The organism is Luteimonas sp. BLCC-B24 (assembly GCF_028550595.1).
GTDB lineage: Bacteria > Pseudomonadota > Gammaproteobacteria > Xanthomonadales > Xanthomonadaceae > Luteimonas.
Genome location: NZ_JAQQGN010000008.1, coordinates 33568 through 52898, shown reverse-complemented (window position 1 = coordinate 52898; position 19331 = coordinate 33568). Strand labels below are relative to the sequence as shown.

Here is a 19331-nt window from a genome sequence, read left to right as displayed (position 1 = left end):
CCCTGCACGACGGACGCCGGGTCAGCGCGCCGGATCAATCGCGTCGAAACGCGTCACCCGGGGATGGCCGTTGGCCGCGGTGGCGTCGCGCGGCTCGGGGTAATCGTCCAGACGATCGACCAGCACCGTGCCGAGGCCCGCCTCGCGTGCGGCGTCGAGCTCGGCGACCACGTCCGACAGGAACAGCAGCTCCACCGGCGCGACCTGCAGGGCCTCGGCGATCCGGGTGTAACTCGCCGCCTCGCGTTTGCCGCCGATCTCGGTGTCGAACCAGGCCGAGAACAGACCGGTCAGGTCACCGGCGTCACTGTGGCCGAAGAACAGCTTCTGCGCCGGCACCGAGCCGGACGAATACACCGCCATCCGCTCGCCTGCGGCGTGCCAGCGATGCAGCGCCTCGGCCGCATCCGGATAGATGTGCGCGGTGAAGTCGGCATCGCGGTAGCCGTCGGCCCAGATCATGCCCTGCAGCGCCTTGAGCGCGGTGTGCTTGCGATCGGCGTCGATCCAGTCCTGCAGCGTCGCGACGACGGCCGCGTCGTCGGCGGCACCGGTCTCCTCGCGCACCGCGTCCAGCCAGGCGCGCACTTCGGGCGCGTGGCCGTGTGCGGCCACGAAGCCGGGCAGGGCGCGTCGCGCGTACGGGAACAGCACGTCCTTGACGAACGAAATGCTGCTGGTCGTGCCTTCGATGTCGGTCAGGATCATCCGCGGGTCAGCCGGTTCGGGGCGTGGAAGTGTACGGCGTCGGGTGTCGGCCCGGCTTGCAGCGGTCTGGCCTGGACGCCCGGCGCGTCAGTGCCAGCCGCTCCGCCGGGCACGCGCCGCAGACCACGCGAGTCGCCGAATCCGTCCGTCCGCGCAGGGGGGAATCCAAGCGCCTTCCGGGCTGGTTGAGGCGGCGCGGGTTTGCGGCATCGAATAGACCCCGTGCGCACGGCGACGAGCGATTGCGCTGCCGCACGTCGAACGCGACGACACCGGATTCCCGCCTGCGCGGGCATGGCGGTGGACGGGACACTGTCGGCCGTGGGGATGCGTGCGTCCATGCACGCGCCGGCCGGATCGCCGGATGCCGCTTCAGCGCGAACCGGGCTCGTACCGCGGAAACTTCTGCGCGATGTCCGACCCGGTGAAATGACCCACCCAGCCGTCGGGCTGCTCGAAGAAGCGGATCGCGACGAAGCGCGGTTCCGGGCCCATGTCGAACCAGTGGGTCACACCGTCGGGCACACCGATCAGATCGTTCTTCACGCATTCGATCTCGTAGACCTTGCCCTCGACGTGCAGGGTGAACAGCCCCGAGCCGTCGACGAAGAAGCGCACCTCGTCTTCCTTGTGGAAGTGCTCCTCGAGGAACTTCGCCCGCAGTTCGTCGCGCTTGGGGTTGTCGGGCGCGATGCTGATCACGTCGACGGTGTTGAAGCCGCGCTCGGCGCTGATGCGGTCGATATCGGCCTGGTACGCGGCGATGACCTCCTCGGACGAAGCGCCCGCCTCGACCGGCTTCGCGGCCTGCCAGCGTTCGAAGGTCACGCCGATGGCCTGCAGTTCGCGGGCAATGGCGTCGCCGTCACGGCTGTCGAACAGCGGTGTCTCGGGCGCGGTGTCGTCGAAGATGCGGAGGCGGCTCATGGCGGTCGGACTCGGCGCGATGCGGGCGGCTCAGGTTAGCAAAGCCTTCGCGCCGCAACGTTGACCGCGCTGGAACGCGGGCGTTCCACGGGTGCGCGGTCCGCGCGGCTTCAGCCGCGCGCGCCGAACCGGCGCAATTCGAGTTCGCAATGCAGCAGGAATTCGAAGGCCTCCAGGTGCCGGCGTGCCTCGGCCATGTCGCGGCCCCAGGCGTAGAGGCCGTGGCCGTCGATCAGGTAGCCCCACATCGGTCCGGCATCGAGCAGCGATTCCACCTGCGCCGACAGCACCTGCATGTCCTGGCTGTTGGGCAGCACCGGCACGTCGACCGCCATCTCGTGCGTGTGATTGCCGGCGAAGGCCTTCAGCAGTTCATAGCCGTCCAGACGCACGTGGCCGGCATCGGCAAACAGGCGCGAGGCGATGGTCTGGGTCGGCGAATGCGTGTGCAGGATGCAGCCGACATCGGGAAACCGGCGGTAGAGCTGGGTGTGGAGCAGGGTCTCGGCGGACGGCCGGTGCGCGCTGCCGACGGCCGCGCCGTCGAAGTCGACGACCATGATGTCGTCCTCTTTCAGCCGGCCCTTGTCGCGGCCCGAGACCGTGATCGCCGCGTGGCGGTCGTCGAGGCGGCGCGAGAAATTGCTGCTCGTGGCGGGCGTCCAGCCGGCCTGGGCCAGCTCGCGGATGTTGACGATCAGCTCACCGGCGAGCTCGCGCAGGCGGTGGACGTCGTAGGGCGTGGTGGTCTCGGACATGACGCGAAGTCTAGCGCGCGGAATGCCGGGTCAGCGTCGCCAGCGCGGGGGTTCGCCCTTCAGGGCGCAGACGATGATCAGCAGCACGGTGGCCAGGCCCACGCCGATCAGGAACACGGCGGGCTCGCGCTGCGGCGGGAAACGCAGCGCGAGACCGACGACCGCCGCCACGTACAACGCGAGCACCACCCAGCCCTGCCAGCGCCGCGGCGGGCCCCAGCCGAAGCCGACGGTCTTGGCCGGGAACCAGGGGTCGCGGTCGGGTGCGCTCATGCGCGCGGGCCGTCCTCGACGCGCCGGCGCGAGAAGCCCCGGTAGGCGGCCCAGGCGAGCAGGGCAACGATCAGCGCGCCGACCAGGATGTCGGTATCGGTGGACCACGCCAGCAGGCCGCAGGCGAGCAGGGCGCCCATGCCCAGGGCGCGATCGCTGCCCGTGGGGCGCCGCGCCGGCGTGCCGAACAGCAGGCTCAGGCCGGCCGCGACATAGGCCATGACGACCAGGGTGACGACCATCTCGATGATCGTGCCGAACTGCTCGCCGACCGTCGGCGCCTGGGTCAGCACCGCGATGGCGGTCATCGACAGCGCGATGATGAACAACCCCCAGCCGGCCGAACCGTTCGCGCGCACGCGGCCGAAGATCGCCGGCAGGAACCCGCGCTGCGCGGCGCGCGCGCCGGATTCACCGGTGACCAGCATCCAGCCGCCCAGCGTGCCGGTGGCCTTGAGCGCCGCGGCCGCCGCGATCACCGGAATCGCCCAGGCGCCGAACATCTGCCCGGCGACCAGCGCGAACGGCGCGCTGGATGCGGCCATCTGCTCGGCGGGCACGATGCCCATCATCAGCACCGACGACACCAGGTAGACGACGCCGGCGATCAGGATGCCGCCCAGCGTCGCGATCGGGACGTTGCGGTTCGGGTTGCGGACGACGCCGGCGACCATGGCCCCGGTCTCCAGGCCGACGAAGGCCCAGAACACCGAGGCCAGTGCGCCGAAGACGACCGCGGTATCCGAGTTGTCGGTGACGTTCCAGCCGTCGCGGTAGATGTCGGCATCGAAGCTGCCCCAGCCGGCGATCAGCACCGCCACCACCGGCAGCAGGCCGAAGATCACGCACATCGACTGGAAGCGCGCGATCGAGCGCGGGCCCAGCAGGTTCAGCGCGAACATCAGCCAGATCAGCACCACCTGGCCGACCAGGCGCACGCCGCCGCCGTCGTCGATCGGCAGCAGGATCACCAGATAGCCGAAGGCCGCGACCGCGATCGCGTTGTTGCCCATCCACGACGAGATCCAGTACAGCGTGGTGGCGAGGAAGCCCATGTCGCGTCCGAGCGCGGGCCGCACGTAGTCGTCGGGCGAGTTGAGGTCCGGATACTGGCGTGCGAGCCGTGCGAACGCGCCGCCCAGGGCCACCGCGAGAATCGTGCCCAGCAGCCAGGCGAACGCGGTGACGCCGCCGACGCCGGCCAGCGATGCCGGCAGCAGGAAGAAGCCCGAGCCGATCATGTTGTTGGCGACCACGAACGTGGCCAGTACCGGGCCGATCTTCTTGGCGGTGGAGGTCGTGGACATCGGGGCTACCGGCTGGAGGTTGAAGCGGACGGTGCCATCACCGACACGGCCCGCGCGAGGGCGGGCCGTGGGCGGAAGGCGGGCGGGCTCAGGCCGCGGTGTTGAGCTTGCTGTGCCGCCGGCCGTAGAGGAAGTAGATCGCCATGCCGATGATCGTCCACGCCACGAACAGGTGCCAGTGTTCGCGGAACGACTGGAAGAACAGGAACATGCACGACAGGAAGCCGAGCGGACAGATGACCGCCGCCATCGGCACGCGGAACGGACGATGCAGTTCCGGACGGGTGCGGCGCAGCACCAGCACACCCAGGCACACGGTGGCGAACGCGACCAGCGTGCCCGTCGACACCAGCTCGCCCAGGACGCTCAGCGGCATCAGGCCGGCGAGCAGGCAGGCGGCGATGCCGACGACGATCGTGCCGACGTAGGGCGTCTGGTGCTTGGGGTGGACCTTGCCGAACACCTTGGGCAACAGGCCGTCGCGCGACATCGTGTAGAAGATGCGCGGCTGCGCCATCAGCATCACTAGGATCACCGACGACAGGCCGGCGATCGCGCCGATCTCGACCGCGGTCTTGAGCCAGGCGAGGTTGGGATACGCCTCCAGCGCGGTGGCGACCGGCTTGGCGGTGTTGAGTTCGGTATAGGGCAGCATGCCGGTGAGCACCGCGCACACCGCGATGTAGATGACGGTGCAGATCGCCAGCGAACCGAGGATGCCGATCGGCATGTCGCGCTGCGGATTCTTCGCTTCACCCGCCGCCGTCGACACCGCATCGAAGCCGATGTAGGCGAAGAACACGATCGTCGCGGCGCGGAACACGCCGTCCATGCCGAACTGGCCCGGGCCCACGTTCTCGGGAATGAACGGCGTCCAGTTGGCGGGATCGACATAGAAGAAGCCGAAGCCGAGGAACGCGGCGATCACCGCGGTCTTGATCGCCACGACGATGCCGTTGACGAAGGCCGACTGGGTGATGCCCACGTAGCACAGCCCGCTGACCGCGGCGACGATCATCACCGCCGGCAGGTTGAACATGTTCGCGGTGCGCACGAAGCCGCCGTCCACCCAGGCCAGCGGCGCGCCGGCGAGTTCGGCGGGGAACGGCAGGCCGAGTGTGGTGGTGAGGAAACTCACGAAATATCCGGACCAGCCGACCGCGACGGTCGACGAGGCGAACAGGTATTCGAGCACCAGGCACCAGCCGATGAACCAGGCGATGAACTCGCCGAGCGTGGCGTAGGAATAGGAGTAGGCGCTGCCCGAGACCGGCAGCAGGGCCGAGAACTCGGCGTAGCACAGACCGGCGAACGCGCAGGCCAGGCCGGCGAGCACGAAGCTGAGCATGATCGCCGGGCCCGCGTGATTGGCCGCGGCCTGACCGGTCAGCACGAAGATGCCCGCACCGATCACCGCGCCCATGCCCAGCAACACCAGATGCCTGGCCGTCAGCGTGCGCTTGAGCGTGGCTTCGCCCTGCAGGCTGCCCTCGACGGGTTCACCGGCGTCGACATGAGGCGCGGCTTCAACGGGCTTGACCCGGAACAGACTCTTGAGCATGGGTGCGTACTTCCCCGAGTGGTCGTGCGAACGCTTGCGCGATTCGAAATCCGCGCGGCGTGGCTGCGCGGGGATCGCGGTACCATGCCAAACGCGGACGCCCCGCACAAGCGACGTGGAGTACGCGTCACGGCGCATCGCTCCGCGGTATTTCCCCGTCACTGTCACGCCGCAGCGCAGCATTCCCGTGCCCGACTCACGCCCCGTTCCGTCCCGAAATCCTGCGCTCGCCGCCGCGTTCGTCGACTACGCGCGACGTCATCCGGACGAGGCCGACACCGCGCGGCTGTTCCTCGATCTGCTCGACGATCCCCTCGATCCGTTCGTGCGCGAACGCCTGGCCGGGCACTTCACCGCATCCGCCTTCGTCGTCAGCGCCGACGGTGCGCGCACGCTGCTCACCCACCACCGCAAGCTCGGTCTGTGGCTGCAGCCGGGGGGACATGCCGATGGCGACCAGGACCTGGCCCGCGTGGCGCTGCGTGAGACCGAAGAGGAAACCGGCCTGCGCGACGTCCGCGTCGACCCGGTGATCGTGGATCTCGACCGGCACCGCATTCCCGAGCACAAGGGCGTGCCCGCGCACTGGCATTACGACGTGCGCTACATCGTCCACGCCGGCGCCGACGAGACGTTCGTCGTCAGCGAGGAATCGCATGCGCTGGCGTGGGTGCCGATCGTCGCCATGGTCGACGATGCAGCCTACGACGCGTCGCTGCGTCGGATGGCGAGGAAGCATCGAGGCGGTGATTCGTGATTGGTGATTGGTGATTCGAAAGGGGAGCTGCCGCGCTCCAAGTCCTTCCGCGCAATCACAACAAAGCGCAGCATGCGATGCCTTCGGCAGTCGAACACGCATATCGAGCTGGCATTCCCGACAGCGGCTTTCCACTCACCGAGCCTTCGTGTACCGATCAGCCCGCAGCGCCGCCCCGCTTCTCCTAATCACGAATCACGAATCACAGCTAGTAAAGCACCCGCGTCCGCAGCGTCCCGTCGATCTTCGACAGCTCGCTGCGCAGATGCGTGGCCTGGTCTTCGGTGGCGGCGACGTCGATGACCACGTAGCCCACGTTCGCATTCGTGCGCAGGTACTGGCCGTCGATGTTGATCGCTTCGCGCGAGAACACCTCGTTGATCTTCGACAGCACGCCCGGCACGTTGCGGTGCAGATGCAGCAGGCGGTGGCTGCCGGCGTGCTCGGGCAGGGTGACTTCGGGGAAGTTCACCGCCGAGAGCGTGCTGCCGTTGTCGCTGTAGCGCACCAGCTTGGCGGCGACCTCGACGCCGATGTTGTCCTGGGCCTCGAGCGTGCTGCCGCCGACGTGCGGGGTGAGCAGCACGTTGTCGTGGCCCAGCAGCGGGGATTCGAAGGCGTCGTCATTGCCCTTGGGCTCGACCGGAAACACGTCGATCGCCGCGCCGCCGACCTGGCCGCTGCGCAGCGCGGCGTCGAGTGCGTCGATGTCGACCACCGTGCCGCGCGAGGCGTTGATCAGGTGGGCGCCGGGCTTCATGGCCGCGAGTTCCGCGGCGCCGAACATCAGCTTGGTCGCCGGCGTCTCGGGCACGTGCAGCGTGACCACGTCGCTGCGCGCGAGCAGATCCTCGAGGCTCGCGGCACTGCGCGCATTGCCGAGCGAGAGTTTGGTCTCGATGTCGTGGAAGAGCACGTGCATGCCCAGCGCTTCGGCCAGCACGCCGACCTGGGTGCCGATATGGCCGTAGCCCACGATGCCCAGCGTCTTGCCACGCGCTTCGTGGCTGCCGAGCGCGGATTTGCTCCAGCCGCCGCGGTGACACTGCGCATTCTTCTGCGGAATGCCGCGCAGCAGCATGATCGCCTCGGCGACGACCAGTTCGGCCACGCTGCGGGTGTTGGAGTAGGGCGCATTGAACACCGGAATGCCGGCGCGTTCCGCGGCGTCCAGGTCCACCTGGTTGGTGCCGATGCAGAAGCAGCCGATCGCCATCAGCCGGCGCGCATCGGAGAGTACCTCGGCGGTGAGTTCGGTCCGCGAGCGGATGCCGACGATGTGCGCGTCGGCGATGCGTGCGCGCAGCTGGTCCTCGGGCAGCGACTTGGGGTGCACGTCGATCTGGGTGTAGCCGGCCGCCTTGAACACGTCGACCGCGCTCTGGCTCACGCCTTCGAGCAGCAGGACGCGGATGTCGCCCTTGGGAAACGAAGTCTTCATCGGTACACGGCGCCTTCGACGGGGCGCCACATGGTGCCAGAAGCGCGGTGCGGGCGCGGCCCGGCGCTGGACGCGGACAGGGGCGGCTGGCAGGCTGGCCTCCCCCTCGATTCCGGCGCCCACGCATGTCCGACGCGCGCGTTTCCAGCCTGCAGGCCGCGGTGCCCGCGTTGCAGGTGCTGACCGATCCTGCCGACCTCGCCCACTACGGCGTCGACTGGACCCGACGCTGGACGCCGGCGCCGCTGGCGATCGCATTGCCGGCCGATGTCGCCCAGGTGCAGGCGGTGATGCACTGGGCCCATGCGCACGGCTTGGCCGTGGTGCCCTCGGGCGGCCGCACCGGCCTGTCGGGTGGCGCGGTCGCCGCGAACGGCGAGCTGGTGCTCAGCCTGCAGAAAATGAACAAGGTGCTGGCCTTCGAACCGGTCGACCGCCTGCTGACCGTGCAGGCCGGCGCCGCGCTCGAAACGGTGCAGGACGCCGCGCGCGCGCATGGCCTGCAGTATCCGGTGGATTTCGCCGCGCGCGGTTCGTGCACGATCGGCGGCAACATCGCCACCAACGCCGGCGGCATCCGCGTCGTGCGCTACGGCAACACGCGCGAGTGGGTGGCCGGGGTCAAGCTGGTCACCGGCACCGGCGAACTGCTCGATCTCAACCGCGGCCTGGTCAAGAACTCCAGCGGCTACGACCTGCGGCACCTGGCCGTCGCGTCCGAGGGCACGCTGGGCGTCATCGTCGAGGCCACGTTGCGGCTGGCCGGGCCGGCGCCGGCGACGCGGGTGATGCTGCTCGCGCTGCCGTCGTTCGAGGTGCTGATGCAGGTGTTCCAGGCGCTGCGCGAGCGGCTCGGGCTGGAGGCCTTCGAGTTCTTCACCGACCGCGCGCTGCATCACGTGGTCGCCCACGGCGCGCAGCCGCCGTTCGACACCGCGTACCCGTTCTACGTGGTCGCCGAGTTCGCCAGCGAGGGCGAGGCCGGCGAGGTGGCGGTGCTGTCGGCGTTCGAGCACTGCGTGGAGCAGGGCTGGGTGGAGGACGGCGTAATCAGTCACGGCGACACCCAGGCCGCCCAGCTGTGGCGCCTGCGCGAGGGCATCACCGAAAGCCTGGCGCCCTACGTGCCGTACAAGAACGACGTCTCGGTGCGGGTGTCGGCGATGCCGGCGTTCCTGGCCGAGACCCAGGCGCTGCTGGCGGCCGAGTATCCGCAGTTCGATGTGGTCTGGTTCGGGCACATCGGCGACGGCAACCTGCATATCAACGTGCTCAAGCCCGAGGTGATGGCGAACGCGGACTTCGTGGTCGAGTGCGAGCGCGTGACCAAGCTGCTCGCCGCCGCGCTGCAGCGGCACGGCGGCAGCATCTCGGCCGAACACGGCATCGGCCTCGTCAAGAAGCCCTATCTGCGCTCGACCCGCAGCGATGCGGAGATCGCCGTGATGCGCGGCATCAAGGCGGCACTCGATCCGGCCGGCATCCTGAATCCGGGCAAGCTGTTCGATCCCTGAGCGACCCACGCGCGCCGCGGGAGCAGGGTGTGCACGTCGTGTACAGTCGGCCGCCCCTGCCCGGAGATCCCGCGATGTCCCGTCCCTTGCTCGCCTGCGCCCTGATCGCCCTCTCGTCGCCCGCGCTCGCCGGCAGTTTCGCCGGCACCACCGGCGGCGCGTCCGCGGCGGGATCGTCGGCCTCGAGCGGCAGCACGTCGGGCAACGACAAGGTCGTGGTGCAGGCCCGCGAGGACGCGGCGAGCTTCGTCGCCAGCGACGGACGCATCCGTGGCGTGCAGCTCGAGGCCGCACTGCGTCATCTGCGCGCCTCGAACGCGGATGCACGCACCGCCAGCGATCTCCAGCTGGCCCAGGCGATTCTCGCCCGCTGAGGCCACGCCGCGTCCGGCCTCCGGCGGCGACGCATGGCCGTGCCCGAGTCTGCGCAGGGCGGGGCGACGCCCGGTCGCGCGCGATCGAACGCGCGCCCCGTGTCGCAGCAGGGGACGCCCTGATGGCCGCAGGCGGCAGGCACGTCTTCGTGGTGCAGGCGCTGGGCGCCCTGCTGCTGTGCGTTGCCAGCAGCGGCGCGCTGGCGTCCTGGCGCTGGGAACTCGACACGCATGACGCCGCGGCGCTGGACCCGTCCCGCCACGCGGCGGCCACGCAGGTGCTCGAGGCCGCGGTGGCCGCGCTGCCGCCGGCCTGGCGCAGTGCCGACGGACTCGACGTCCGCGTGCAGTGGCGCGACGACCTGCGCGACGGCGTGCACGGCCACTCGCGTGGCGACCGCGTCCTGCTGCGGCGGACCCTGCTCGACGACTGGATCGGCGCCGGCGCCGCGGCCGGGGTGGAGGCCCCGGCGCGTCGCGCGGCGCTCGCCGCCGTGCTGCACGAACTTGCCCACCGCTACGATCGTTCGCCACACGGCGGGCTGTCGCGGGATGCGCGCCTGCGTGATCTGGCCGGCTGGCCGGTCCGGCCGCTGCGTTTCGGGCTGCGCGCCGCCGACAACGCGATGACCGATCGCAGCCCCGATCCCTACGAACGCCACGCGCCGGCCGAGTTCGTCGCGGTCAATCTCGAACACTTCCTGCTCGACCCGGACTACGCCTGTCGCCGGCCGGCGCTGCATGCCCACTTCGCCGCGCATTTCGCGTGGGCGCCCGAGGGCGCAGCCTGCGACCCGGCGCTGCCGTTCGTGGAGGCCGACGCCGTGCACCTCCACGAGACGGGCGCGTCGCCGCTGCTCGATCTCGATCCGGCACGCATCTACGCGGTCGACTACCTGCTCGCCGAAGGCAACGCGCGTCCGATGAGCCGCTGGGGCCACAGCATGCTGCGGCTGGTGATCTGCGCGCCGGGGCGCGCGCCCGGCCCGGACTGCCGGTTCGATCTCGCACACCATCGTGTGCTGTCGTTCCGCGCCTTCGTCGACGACGTGCAGATCTCCAGCTGGCGCGGGCTGACCGGACGCTATCCCTCGCGTCTGTTCGTGCTGCCGCTCGACCAGGTGATCGAGGAGTACACGAAACTGGAATTGCGCGGTCTGCAGTCGATTCCGCTGGCGCTGTCGGGCGACGAGATCGCGGGCCTGATGGTGCAGGCGGCCACGCTGCACTGGAGCTATGACGGCCGGTATTACTTCGTCAGCAACAACTGTGCGGTGGAGACCTGGGCGTTGCTGCAGACCGGCGTGCCACGCCTCGCGGGCGCCGGGCTGCGCAGCATCACGCCGACCGGTCTGCTGCGGCGGCTCGTGCGTCGTGGCATGGCGGATGCATCGGTGCTCGAGCGCGAGGATGCGGTACGTGCAGGTGCGTATTTTCCGTCCGCCGAGAACGAATACCAGTCGCTGTTCGACGTCGCGCGCGGCGCGCAGCCGCTGCCGGTCGCGCGGGTCGCCGACTGGTTCGAACTCGGTCCCGCTGCGCGCGCGCCCTGGCTCGCGACCACGCAACTGCGCGACGGCGCGGCCCTGCTGGTCCTGGAGCAGGCGGCGCGTCGCCGCGACGATCTGGCGCTGCGCGACGTGCTCAAGCGCCAGTTGCGCGATCCGCAGCGGGCGACGGAGATCGCGCCCGCGGTGGCGACCCTGCGCGCGCTGCAGGCGGCGGGTGACGGCCTCAGCCGGCCGGCGCAACTGCTCGATGGTGGATACGGACTGCCCCATGGCGAGGAGCGGGATGCACTCGCGGCCGAGGTCGGCGCCGGTGCGCGGACGCTGCGCGGACTGCGCAGCCGGCTCGAGGACCAGGCGCGTTCGGCACTGTCGCCCGAGGCACAGGCGCGGATCCGCGCCTCGGACCGGAATCTCGACGCGCTCGGGACGCGGCTGCGCGTCCTGCATCACGAGGCCGGTGGACTGCGCCTGGAGTGATCACCCGTGCGTGCGGCAGCGCCGCGCAGGACGGGAGGTCCAGCGTCCGGTGCGCCGCGCCATCGTCGACGCCCCGGGGCAATGCACCTCGTCTTGCAGGTACGCGTGGATCTTTCGACAACGCTCCTGGCGTACCGGTGCGCGCCACCGGCGTCGGGCCGCCGCGCCTGGAGCGCCCGCGTGCAAATGGTCTCCACCGGACGCGCGGGTGCAATCCAACGCGCGCCGTGCGGGGCGCCGGGCGCCCCGGGCCGCGTCAGTCCGCGCGGCCGCCGAATTCGCCGGTCGTGGTGTTGACCCAGACGCGTTCGCCGTTGGTGATGTACTCGGGCACCTGGATCTCGATGCCGGTATTGAGCACGGCCGGCTTCGGGCGCTTGGTCGCGGTGCCGCCCTTGAGTTCCGGCGGCGTGTCGACGACTTCGAGCACCACGCTCTGCGGCAGTTGCAGGCCGACGGGGGCGTCGTCGATCACCTGCACGAAGCAGCCGGTCAGGCCGTCGGTGATGTAGCCCGCGCCGTCGCCGACGACGTTCGCGTCCAGCGTGTACTGGGTGAAGTCCTCGTCGTCCATGAACACGAACGCATCGCCGTCCTTGTACGAGAAGCTGGCCTGGCGGCGGGCGAGATCGACCTCGCGCAGTTCGTCGTCGCCGTCGAAGCTGGCGTCGGTCTTGGTGCCGCCCGGCACGCTGTACATCGTGAAGCGGAAGCGCACGTTGCCGCCGCGGCCCTGCGGCGAGCTTCGCTCGATGTCGCGCACCTGGTACACGCCGTTGTTGTGTTCGACCACGTTTCCTTTCTTGACGTCGTAGGCTTTCATCGCTGTTCGCTGATAGAGGGTGAAGAGGACGCCCCGCCGCGACCGGCGTCGGGGTTGCGGAGGTAGAGGCGCAGATTGGGATAGTCGATGACCGCGCCGCCGCGCTCGAGCACATCGGCGCCGAGCACGCCGTCGACCGCGGCCTCGCCGCGGCGCACGAACGCCGCATTGACGTGGTCGAGCGGCATCACGTGCACGGTGAACGCCTCGTCGCGGTAGTCGCCGATGCGCAGGCGGCTGTCGGGCAGGGCGGCGATCGCCACGCCGGCGCCGCCTGCACCGGTGGCCACGCCGCCCGACACCGGCGTGCGGCCTTCGTCGAATCGTGACTGCGCTGCGCGGTCGAGCACGGTGCGCCCCGCCCCGGTATCGAGAATGAAGACCCCCGGCACGCCGTTGAGCTGCATCCGCACGGTGAGATGCGCATCGCCGTGCCGGCGCATCGGCACCGCGGCGTAACCGCCGGCTTCGAGCGCCGCGGCCACGTCGGGCGGCACCGCGTTCTGGGCGGCGACGGGCGCGCACACGAGCGCGGCCGCGAGCAGCGCGGCGGCGCCGGGTGCGAACGAGGGCCGCAGACGCCTCACTTACTTCGGCGCGAGGCGCACCGCGCCGTCGAGGCGGATGGTCTCGCCGTTGAGGTAGCGGTTGCCGAGGATGTAGGCGACGAGATCGGCGAATTCCTCCGGCCGGCCGAGACGCGACGGGAACGGAATCGAGGCCGACAGCGACTGCTGCACCTCGTCGGGCATGCCGTCGACCATCGGCGTCCAGAAGATGCCCGGCGCGATCGTGTTGACGCGGATGCCGAAGCGCGCGAGTTCGCGCGCCATCGGCAGGGTCATGCCGACCACGCCGCCCTTGGAGGCCGAGTACGCGGCCTGGCCGATCTGGCCTTCGTAGGCGGCGACCGATGCGGTATTGACGATCACCCCGCGCTCGCCGTCGTCACCGGCCTCGTTGCCCTGCATTGACGCTGCGGCCGCCTTGGCGACGTTGAAGCTGCCGACCAGGTTCACCATGACCGTGCGGCTGAAAGTCTCGAGCGGCATCGGCGCCTCGCGCCCGAGCACGCGGCCGGCGCCGAGGATGCCGGCGCAGTTCACGGCCGCGTTGAGGCCGCCGAGAAAATCCCGCGCCGCAGCGACGTTGGCGACGACGCCCGCCTCGTCGGTGACGTCGGTCCGCAGGTACCGGGCATTCGCTTCGCCCAGCGCCGCCACCGCTTCGGCGCCCTTGTCGTCGTTGACGTCGAACAGCACGGCCTTGCCGCCGGCGGAGACGAGATGGCGGGCGACGGCGAGGCCGAGGCCGGAGACGCCGCCGGTGACGATGGCGCGGACGGAATCGAGGCGCATGCGCGGATCCTTGAACGGAAAGCGCGCAGTTTAACCGGCCTGCGGGACGTGCCGCCGCAGCCGTTCAGCCGAGCACGCCGCCGGTGTCGCGTATCCGGCGTGCGAACTCGTCGGCCGACATGCCCGGCGCGAACAGAAAGCCCTGGCCCACCGGCACGCCGAGTTCGATCAGGAAGCGGCGCTGCGCCTCCGACTCCACGCCCTCGGCCACCAGGCCGAGGCCGAGCCCCCGGGCGATGCCGGCCACCGCCTGGCACACCGCGACGTCGGAGCGGTCGTCCGGCACACCCGCGACGAACAGCTGGCTCAGCTTGAGCCCGTGGATCGGCAGCCGGCGCAGGTAGTTGAGCGCGCTGTAGCCCTCGCCGAAATCGTCGATCGTCAGCAGCACGCCCATCGCCCGCAGCGCGGCGAACGTTCGCAGCGTGTCCGGCGCGTCCTCGATCAGCACGCGTTCGGTGAACTCCAGCTCCAGCGCACTGCCGGGCAGGTCGAACTCGGCGAGCACGGCGCCCACCTGGGCGGCCAGATCGTCGCCCACCAGCTGGCGGAACGAGACGTTCACCGCCACACGCACGACGCCCAGCCCGGCATCGCGCCAGGCCGCCGACTGGCGGCAGGCCTCGCGCATCACCCAGGCGCCGATGCGCACGATGTCGCCGGTGCTTTCGGCATGGTCGATGAAATGGTCCGGGCGCATCTCGCCCAGCTGCCGGTTGCGCCAGCGGATCAGCGCCTCGGCCGCGACGATGCGCCCGTGACGCAGCTCCACCTGGGGCTGGTAGACGAGATGGAACTCGTCGTTGTCGATCGCCCGGCGCAGGTGGGTCTCCACGCGCAGGCGATCCTGCTGGCTCTGCGCCAGCGCCGGCGTGAAGCGCTGCCAGCCGTTGCGGATCCGGCGCTTGCTCTCGTACATCGCGGCGTCGGCGTTCTGGATCAGCGTCTGCGGGCGATCGCCGTCCTCGGGCGCGCGCGCGATGCCGATGCTCGCGGTGATCGAGAATTCGTCGCTGTCGAAGCGGAAGCCGTCGCCGAAGCCGTCGAGGATGGCGTTGGCGACGCGTTCGGCATGGCTGGCCGCGGGCCCTGCCTCGCAGACCACCAGAAACTCGTCGCCGCCGAAGCGCGCGATGCTGCCGGCATCGCCGACCGCGCGGCGGATGCGATGCGCGGCGGCGACGAGCAGCTCGTCGCCGGCGTTGTGGCCCAGGGCATCGTTGACGAACTTGAACCGGTCGAGGTCGATGTAGAGCACCGCGACCTCGCCGCGCCCGCCGCCGCCCATGCGCGCGTCGAGTTCGCCGAGAATCGCATCGCGGTTGAGCAGGCCGGTCAGGGGATCGGTACGCGCCTGCAGGCGCAGGATCTCTTCGTCGCGCTTGCTGCGCGCGATGTCCTGCAGGGTGCCGGTCAGGCTCGAGGTCGCCGGATCGCCGTGGCGCGGCCCACCGATCGCGCGCACCCAGAACCGCTGGCCGTCGCGGCGCAGCCCCTGCAGTTCGAGATCGAAGCCCGAGGCCTCGAGCATCGCCGCGCCCAGGGCGTCGCGCAGACGGGACTGGTCGCCGGGCAGCAGCATCGCGATCAGGGCCTCCATCGTGGCCGGTGGCGCATCGACGTCGAGAATCCGCGCCGCTTCCGCGGTCAGGTGCAGGCGGTCGTTGCTGCAGTCGAGCTCCCAGCCGCCGATGTGGGCGAGCGCCTGCACCCGGTCGAACATCGCGCTGTCGCGCTTGAGCGTGGTGACGTCGCTGAACAACGACAGCACCTGGTGCGGCCGGTCACCGCCGGGCGGGTACTGGGGGACCGCGGTGACCATCAACCAGTACAGCTGGCGGCGCATCCGGTGGTACAGGCCGACCAGCGTGCTCTCGACCACACGGCCCTCGCGCAGTGCGCGCACCGGGGGCAGCGCATCCCAGGGCATCTCCCCGCCGTCGGGGGCCAGCGGAATCCAGTCGCCGAGGTTCGCGGTGTCGCCGAGCGACGTGCCCTGGCGGATGCCCAGCAGGCGGAGCGCGGCGGGGTTGCCGTAGACGAAGCGGCCCGCGGTGTCGTGGATCGCGATGCCGCGGTCCATCACGTCCATCAGCTCGCGGTAGCGCACCTCGGCCTCGCGGCGCTCGCTCAGGTCGCGGGCCACGGCCACGAGACACGGCCGGCCCTCGTGTTCGAAACCGGCGGAATGCACCTCGACCGGGAAGCGCGAACCGTCGCCGCGCATGTTGGTCACTTCGATGACGTAGGTGCGACCGCGATGCACCGCGTCCCAGACCGGCGCCAGATGGTCGCGCGGCAGATCGGGGTTCAACACCTCGATGGGCTGCCCGACGATCGCCTCGCGCGGACGCCGGTAGGCGAGCAGCCCGGCGCGGTTGAGGTCGAGCACGATGCCCTGGGCATCGAGGATGCTGACCGGATCGGGCACCGCATCGAACAGCGCGTGGTAGCGCAGGTGCGCGGCGTCCGCGTCCGCGCGTGCGGCGAGCAGCGCCTCGCGCGCGCGGCGCAGCAGCGCGCGCATGGAGGCGGGCAGGGTGGGATCGTCGGCCGCGCTGGCCAGCGCGTCGGGCAATGGCGGCTCATCGTCCGGACGATCCGGGCGCGTGGCGTCCTCCATGCCCGTCGCCTGCGTCATTCCCGTGCGGCCAATGCCTCTCCGACCTTGCTGTGGGTGCTGCGTCCCAGGCGCGCGGCAAGCCAGCGGCCGGTGTCGGCGAGCAGATCGAGGTCCACGCCGGTGTGCACGCCCAGGCCCTGCAGCATATACACCACGTCCTCGGTGGCGACGTTGCCGCTGGCGCCCTTGGCATAGGGGCAGCCGCCGGCGCCGGACACCGAGGCATCGACCACCGCCACACCGTCTTCCAGGCAGGCGAGCAGATTCGCCAGCGCCTGGCCGTAGGTGTCGTGGAAGTGCACGGCCAGCGCGGCCAGCGGCACTTCCGAGGCGACCGCGCGCAGCATCGCGCGCGCCTTGCCGGGCGTGCCCACGCCGATGGTGTCCCCGAGCGAGATCTCGTAGCAGCCCATGTCGTGGAGGGAACGCGCAACGCGCACCACATCGGCCAGCGGCACCTCGCCCTGGTAGGGGCAGCCGAGCACGGTCGACACATAGCCGCGCACGCGCACGCCGTCGGCCTGCGCGCGCGCCAGTACCGGGGCGAAGCGTTGCAGCGATTCGTCGATGCCGGCGTTGATGTTGGTGCGGTTGAACGCCTCGGACGCCGCGGTGAACACCGCGATCTCCTCGACGCCGACCGCGCGCGCGCGGTGGTATCCGGTGGCGTTGGGCACCAGCACCGGATAGGCGATGCCGGCCTTCCGGCTGATGCCGGCATAGACCTCGGCGGCATCGGCGAGCTGCGGCACCCACTTCGGGCTGACGAAGCTGGTGGCCTCGATCGTGCGCAGGCCGGTGGCCGAGAGCCGGTCGATCAGCTCGATCTTGGTCGCGGCCGGCACGATCGCGGCCTCGTTCTGCAGCCCGTCGCGCGGACCGACCTCGACGATGCGCACGTCCGCCGGCAGCGCGCTCATTCCAGCACCGCCAGCGTGGCATCGGCCTCGACGAACTCGCCGACCGTCGCGCGCACCTCGGACACGGTGCCGTCGCGCGGCGCCTTGAGCGCGAGCTCCATCTTCATCGCCTCCATGACCAGCAGTTCCTGGCCGGCGCTGACCGTGTCGCCGGCCTGCACGCGCACGGCGACCACGCGACCGGGCATCGGCGCGCGCACGCGGTCGTCGGTGGCGCCATCCCCGGCACCGGCACGCGGATCGCCGGCGAGGCGCCGCAGTTCGAGACGTGCCTCACCGTCGTGCACGCGCACGGCGTCGTCGACGATCGAGACCGCGAGCCGCCGCCCGCGTCCATCCATGCGTGCCGTGAGGCGGCCGTCCTGCAGACGCGCACCGCGGACCTCGACGCGCGTGGCATCCACGTCCACGTCGTAGTCCCCGCCGTCCCCGGTGACGGCGAGCGCCAGCGGCTGGCCCCGGTGGTCGAACACCACGCGCCGCGCCGCCGCCGCCCCGAGCCGCCAGCCGTCGGTCCGGGCCCAGGGCGAGGCATCGCCCGGCGTGACGGACGCCCGGTCCAGCAGCGTGGCGACCGCGGCTGCCGCCAGCAGGGCCGGCTCGGGCGCGGGCGCGGCATCGCCGGCGACGAATTCGTCGAGATGCCGGTCCAGGTAGCCGGTGTCGATGGTCGCCTCGACGATCGCCGGATGCCGGACCAGGCGCTCGAGAAAGGCGATGTTCGATTTCGGCCCATCGATCGCGCACTGCGCCAGCGCCTCGCGCAGCCGCGCCAGCGCCCGCGGCCGGTCGACGTCGTAGACGATCAGCTTGGCGATCATCGGGTCGTAGAAGATCGTCACCGTATCGCCCTCGACCACGCCCGAGTCGATGCGCACGTGCGCCGACGGAGCCGGCAGCCGCAGCGTGCGCAGCGTGCCGGAGCCGGGCAGGAAGCCGGCATCGGGATCCTCGGCATACAGGCGCACCTCGATCGCGTGGCCGTGGCGCGTCACCGCGTCCTGGGCCAGGGGCAGCGCGTCACCGGCGGCAATGCGCAGCTGCCATTCCACCAGGTCCAGGCCGGTGATCAGCTCGGTGACCGGGTGCTCGACCTGCAGCCGGGTGTTGATCTCCATGAAGAAGAACTCGCCCGACGGCGCGACGATGAACTCGACCGTGCCGGCGTTGGCGTAGTCGATCGCGCGGGCGGCCTGCACCGCGGCCGCGCCCATGGCCGCGCGCAGCTCGGAGGTGAGGAACGGCGAGGGCGCTTCCTCGAACACCTTCTGGTAACGCCGCTGGGCCGAGCACTCGCGTTCGCCCAGATGGATCGCGCCGCCGTGGTGGTCGCCGAACACCTGGATCTCGATGTGCCGGGGTGACTCGATGTAGCGCTCGAGCAGCACCCGGTCACGACCGAAGGCGTTCTTCGCCTCGCGCTGACAGCTTTCGAGACTGGGAATGAACTCCTCGAGCGCACGCACGATGCGCATGCCCTTGCCGCCGCCGCCGTGCGCGGCCTTGATCATCAGCGGAAACCCGATCCGCGCGGCCTCGCGCGCCAGCGTGGCCTGGCTCTGGTCCTCGCCGGTATAGCCGGGCACCACCGGCACGCCGGCTCCGTGCATCAGATCCTTGGCGCCGGCCTTGCTGCCCATCCTGCGCATCGACGCCGCCGAGGGGCCGATGAAGCGCAGGCCCGCGGCTTCGACCGCATCGGCGAAGTCGGCGTTCTCGCTGAGGAAACCGTAGCCCGGATGGATCGCCTCGGCGCCGCTGGCGCGTGCCACCTCGAGGATCGCGTCGCCGCGCAGGTACGACTCCTGCGGCCGCGGTCCGCCGATCGGCCAGGCCTCGTCGGCCTGGCGCACGTGCTGGGCATCGGCGTCGGCCTCGGAATACACCGCGATCGTGCGGATGCCGAGCCGCCGGCAGGTGCGGATGACGCGGCAGGCGATTTCGCCGCGGTTGGCGATCAGGACACTGGAGAACATCGGGACATCCGGTCGGGGGCGCG

17 protein-coding genes are annotated in these 19331 nt (G+C 70.7%); 4 read left to right on the top strand and 13 right to left on the bottom strand.

Translation table 11 applies throughout. The features are described from left to right. Positions 1 to 21: 21 nt before the first annotated feature. The 6 genes from mtnC to PQS31_RS14545 form a co-directional block, all read right to left on the bottom strand. Positions 22 to 708: an acireductone synthase gene (gene mtnC, locus PQS31_RS14570; RefSeq protein ID WP_272763473.1), complete on the bottom strand. Its 687-nt coding sequence runs from the start codon at positions 706 to 708 to the stop codon at positions 22 to 24. Between the two features lie 372 nt (positions 709 to 1080). Further along, on the bottom strand, positions 1081 to 1635 hold the full coding sequence (locus PQS31_RS14565) for an acireductone dioxygenase (RefSeq protein WP_272763472.1): 555 nt from the start codon (positions 1633 to 1635) through the stop codon (positions 1081 to 1083). Between the two features lie 110 nt (positions 1636 to 1745). Continuing rightward, positions 1746 to 2393: a methylthioribulose 1-phosphate dehydratase gene (locus tag PQS31_RS14560; RefSeq protein ID WP_272763471.1), complete on the bottom strand. Its 648-nt coding sequence runs from the start codon at positions 2391 to 2393 to the stop codon at positions 1746 to 1748. A gap of 30 nt (positions 2394 to 2423) precedes the next feature. Further along, complete coding sequence (locus PQS31_RS14555) at positions 2424 to 2666, bottom strand: hypothetical protein (RefSeq protein WP_272763470.1); 243 nt, start codon at positions 2664 to 2666, stop codon at positions 2424 to 2426. Further along, entirely contained in the window at positions 2663 to 3973 is a 1311-nt protein-coding gene (locus PQS31_RS14550) for an amino acid permease (RefSeq protein ID WP_272763469.1), read from the bottom strand. Before PQS31_RS14550 ends, PQS31_RS14555 begins: the two co-directional genes overlap by 4 nt. Positions 3974 to 4061: 88 nt before the next feature. After that, a complete protein-coding gene (locus tag PQS31_RS14545) occupies positions 4062 to 5534 on the bottom strand; it encodes an amino acid permease (protein WP_272763468.1) in 1473 nt (490 codons plus the stop codon). A gap of 286 nt (positions 5535 to 5820) precedes the next feature. On the opposite strand from PQS31_RS14545, the gene PQS31_RS14540 reads away from it, so the two are divergent. After that, positions 5821 to 6291, top strand: a complete 471-nt coding sequence (locus PQS31_RS14540; RefSeq protein WP_272763550.1) for an NUDIX hydrolase — start codon at positions 5821 to 5823, stop codon at positions 6289 to 6291. 208 nt (positions 6292 to 6499) lie between these two features. Here PQS31_RS14540 and serA read toward each other — a convergent pair whose 3' ends face one another. After that, positions 6500 to 7732: a phosphoglycerate dehydrogenase gene (gene serA / locus PQS31_RS14535; RefSeq protein ID WP_272763467.1), complete on the bottom strand. Its 1233-nt coding sequence runs from the start codon at positions 7730 to 7732 to the stop codon at positions 6500 to 6502. Between the two features lie 125 nt (positions 7733 to 7857). On the opposite strand from serA, the gene PQS31_RS14530 reads away from it, so the two are divergent. The 3 genes from PQS31_RS14530 (at position 7858) to PQS31_RS14520 (ending at position 11608) form a co-directional block, all read left to right on the top strand. Then, entirely contained in the window at positions 7858 to 9246 is a 1389-nt protein-coding gene (locus PQS31_RS14530; RefSeq protein WP_272763465.1) for an FAD-binding oxidoreductase, read from the top strand. A gap of 74 nt (positions 9247 to 9320) precedes the next feature. Continuing rightward, positions 9321 to 9620, top strand: a complete 300-nt coding sequence (locus PQS31_RS14525) for a DUF2388 domain-containing protein (RefSeq protein WP_272763464.1) — start codon at positions 9321 to 9323, stop codon at positions 9618 to 9620. Between the two features lie 122 nt (positions 9621 to 9742). Then, positions 9743 to 11608, top strand: a complete 1866-nt coding sequence (locus PQS31_RS14520) for a DUF4105 domain-containing protein (protein WP_272763463.1) — start codon at positions 9743 to 9745, stop codon at positions 11606 to 11608. Between the two features lie 256 nt (positions 11609 to 11864). On the opposite strand, the gene yeiP is transcribed toward PQS31_RS14520, so the two are convergent. From yeiP to PQS31_RS14490, 6 genes are all read right to left on the bottom strand, one after another. Further along, positions 11865 to 12431 carry an elongation factor P-like protein YeiP gene (gene yeiP, locus PQS31_RS14515; protein ID WP_180545367.1) on the bottom strand — a complete coding sequence of 189 codons (567 nt, stop codon included), beginning with the start codon at positions 12429 to 12431 and terminating at the stop codon, positions 11865 to 11867. Beyond that, positions 12428 to 13018: a retropepsin-like aspartic protease gene (locus tag PQS31_RS14510; RefSeq protein WP_272763462.1), complete on the bottom strand. Its 591-nt coding sequence runs from the start codon at positions 13016 to 13018 to the stop codon at positions 12428 to 12430. Before PQS31_RS14510 ends, yeiP begins: the two co-directional genes overlap by 4 nt. Further along, positions 13019 to 13789 (bottom strand): SDR family NAD(P)-dependent oxidoreductase, encoded by a 771-nt coding sequence (locus PQS31_RS14505; protein WP_272763461.1) that lies wholly within the window; start codon positions 13787 to 13789, stop codon positions 13019 to 13021. It abuts the gene before it with no gap. Positions 13790 to 13853: 64 nt separating this feature from the next. After that, the gene (locus tag PQS31_RS14500; RefSeq protein ID WP_272763460.1) at positions 13854 to 16412 is read right to left on the bottom strand and encodes an EAL domain-containing protein; all 2559 of its coding nucleotides are present in this window, start codon (positions 16410 to 16412) and stop codon (positions 13854 to 13856) included. Between the two features lie 14 nt (positions 16413 to 16426). After that, complete coding sequence (locus PQS31_RS14495) at positions 16427 to 17323, bottom strand: hydroxymethylglutaryl-CoA lyase (protein WP_272763549.1); 897 nt, start codon at positions 17321 to 17323, stop codon at positions 16427 to 16429. 5 nt (positions 17324 to 17328) lie between these two features. Next, positions 17329 to 19308, bottom strand: a complete 1980-nt coding sequence (locus PQS31_RS14490) for a biotin carboxylase N-terminal domain-containing protein (protein WP_272763459.1) — start codon at positions 19306 to 19308, stop codon at positions 17329 to 17331. Between the last annotated feature and the right edge of the window lie 23 nt (positions 19309 to 19331).

Coding starts and splice junctions, on each gene's coding strand:
- mtnC (WP_272763473.1), bottom strand. CDS start 708: ATGATCCTGACCGACATCGAAGGCACGACCAGCAGCATTTCGTTCGTC.
- PQS31_RS14565 (WP_272763472.1), bottom strand. CDS start 1,635: ATGAGCCGCCTCCGCATCTTCGACGACACCGCGCCCGAGACACCGCTG.
- PQS31_RS14560 (WP_272763471.1), bottom strand. CDS start 2,393: ATGTCCGAGACCACCACGCCCTACGACGTCCACCGCCTGCGCGAGCTC.
- PQS31_RS14555 (WP_272763470.1), bottom strand. CDS start 2,666: ATGAGCGCACCCGACCGCGACCCCTGGTTCCCGGCCAAGACCGTCGGC.
- PQS31_RS14550 (WP_272763469.1), bottom strand. CDS start 3,973: ATGTCCACGACCTCCACCGCCAAGAAGATCGGCCCGGTACTGGCCACG.
- PQS31_RS14545 (WP_272763468.1), bottom strand. CDS start 5,534: ATGCTCAAGAGTCTGTTCCGGGTCAAGCCCGTTGAAGCCGCGCCTCAT.
- serA (WP_272763467.1), bottom strand. CDS start 7,732: ATGAAGACTTCGTTTCCCAAGGGCGACATCCGCGTCCTGCTGCTCGAA.
- PQS31_RS14530 (WP_272763465.1), top strand. CDS start 7,858: ATGTCCGACGCGCGCGTTTCCAGCCTGCAGGCCGCGGTGCCCGCGTTG.
- PQS31_RS14525 (WP_272763464.1), top strand. CDS start 9,321: ATGTCCCGTCCCTTGCTCGCCTGCGCCCTGATCGCCCTCTCGTCGCCC.
- PQS31_RS14520 (WP_272763463.1), top strand. CDS start 9,743: ATGGCCGCAGGCGGCAGGCACGTCTTCGTGGTGCAGGCGCTGGGCGCC.
- yeiP (WP_180545367.1), bottom strand. CDS start 12,431: ATGAAAGCCTACGACGTCAAGAAAGGAAACGTGGTCGAACACAACAAC.
- PQS31_RS14505 (WP_272763461.1), bottom strand. CDS start 13,789: ATGCGCCTCGATTCCGTCCGCGCCATCGTCACCGGCGGCGTCTCCGGC.
- PQS31_RS14500 (WP_272763460.1), bottom strand. CDS start 16,412: ATGGAGGACGCCACGCGCCCGGATCGTCCGGACGATGAGCCGCCATTG.
- PQS31_RS14490 (WP_272763459.1), bottom strand. CDS start 19,308: ATGTTCTCCAGTGTCCTGATCGCCAACCGCGGCGAAATCGCCTGCCGC.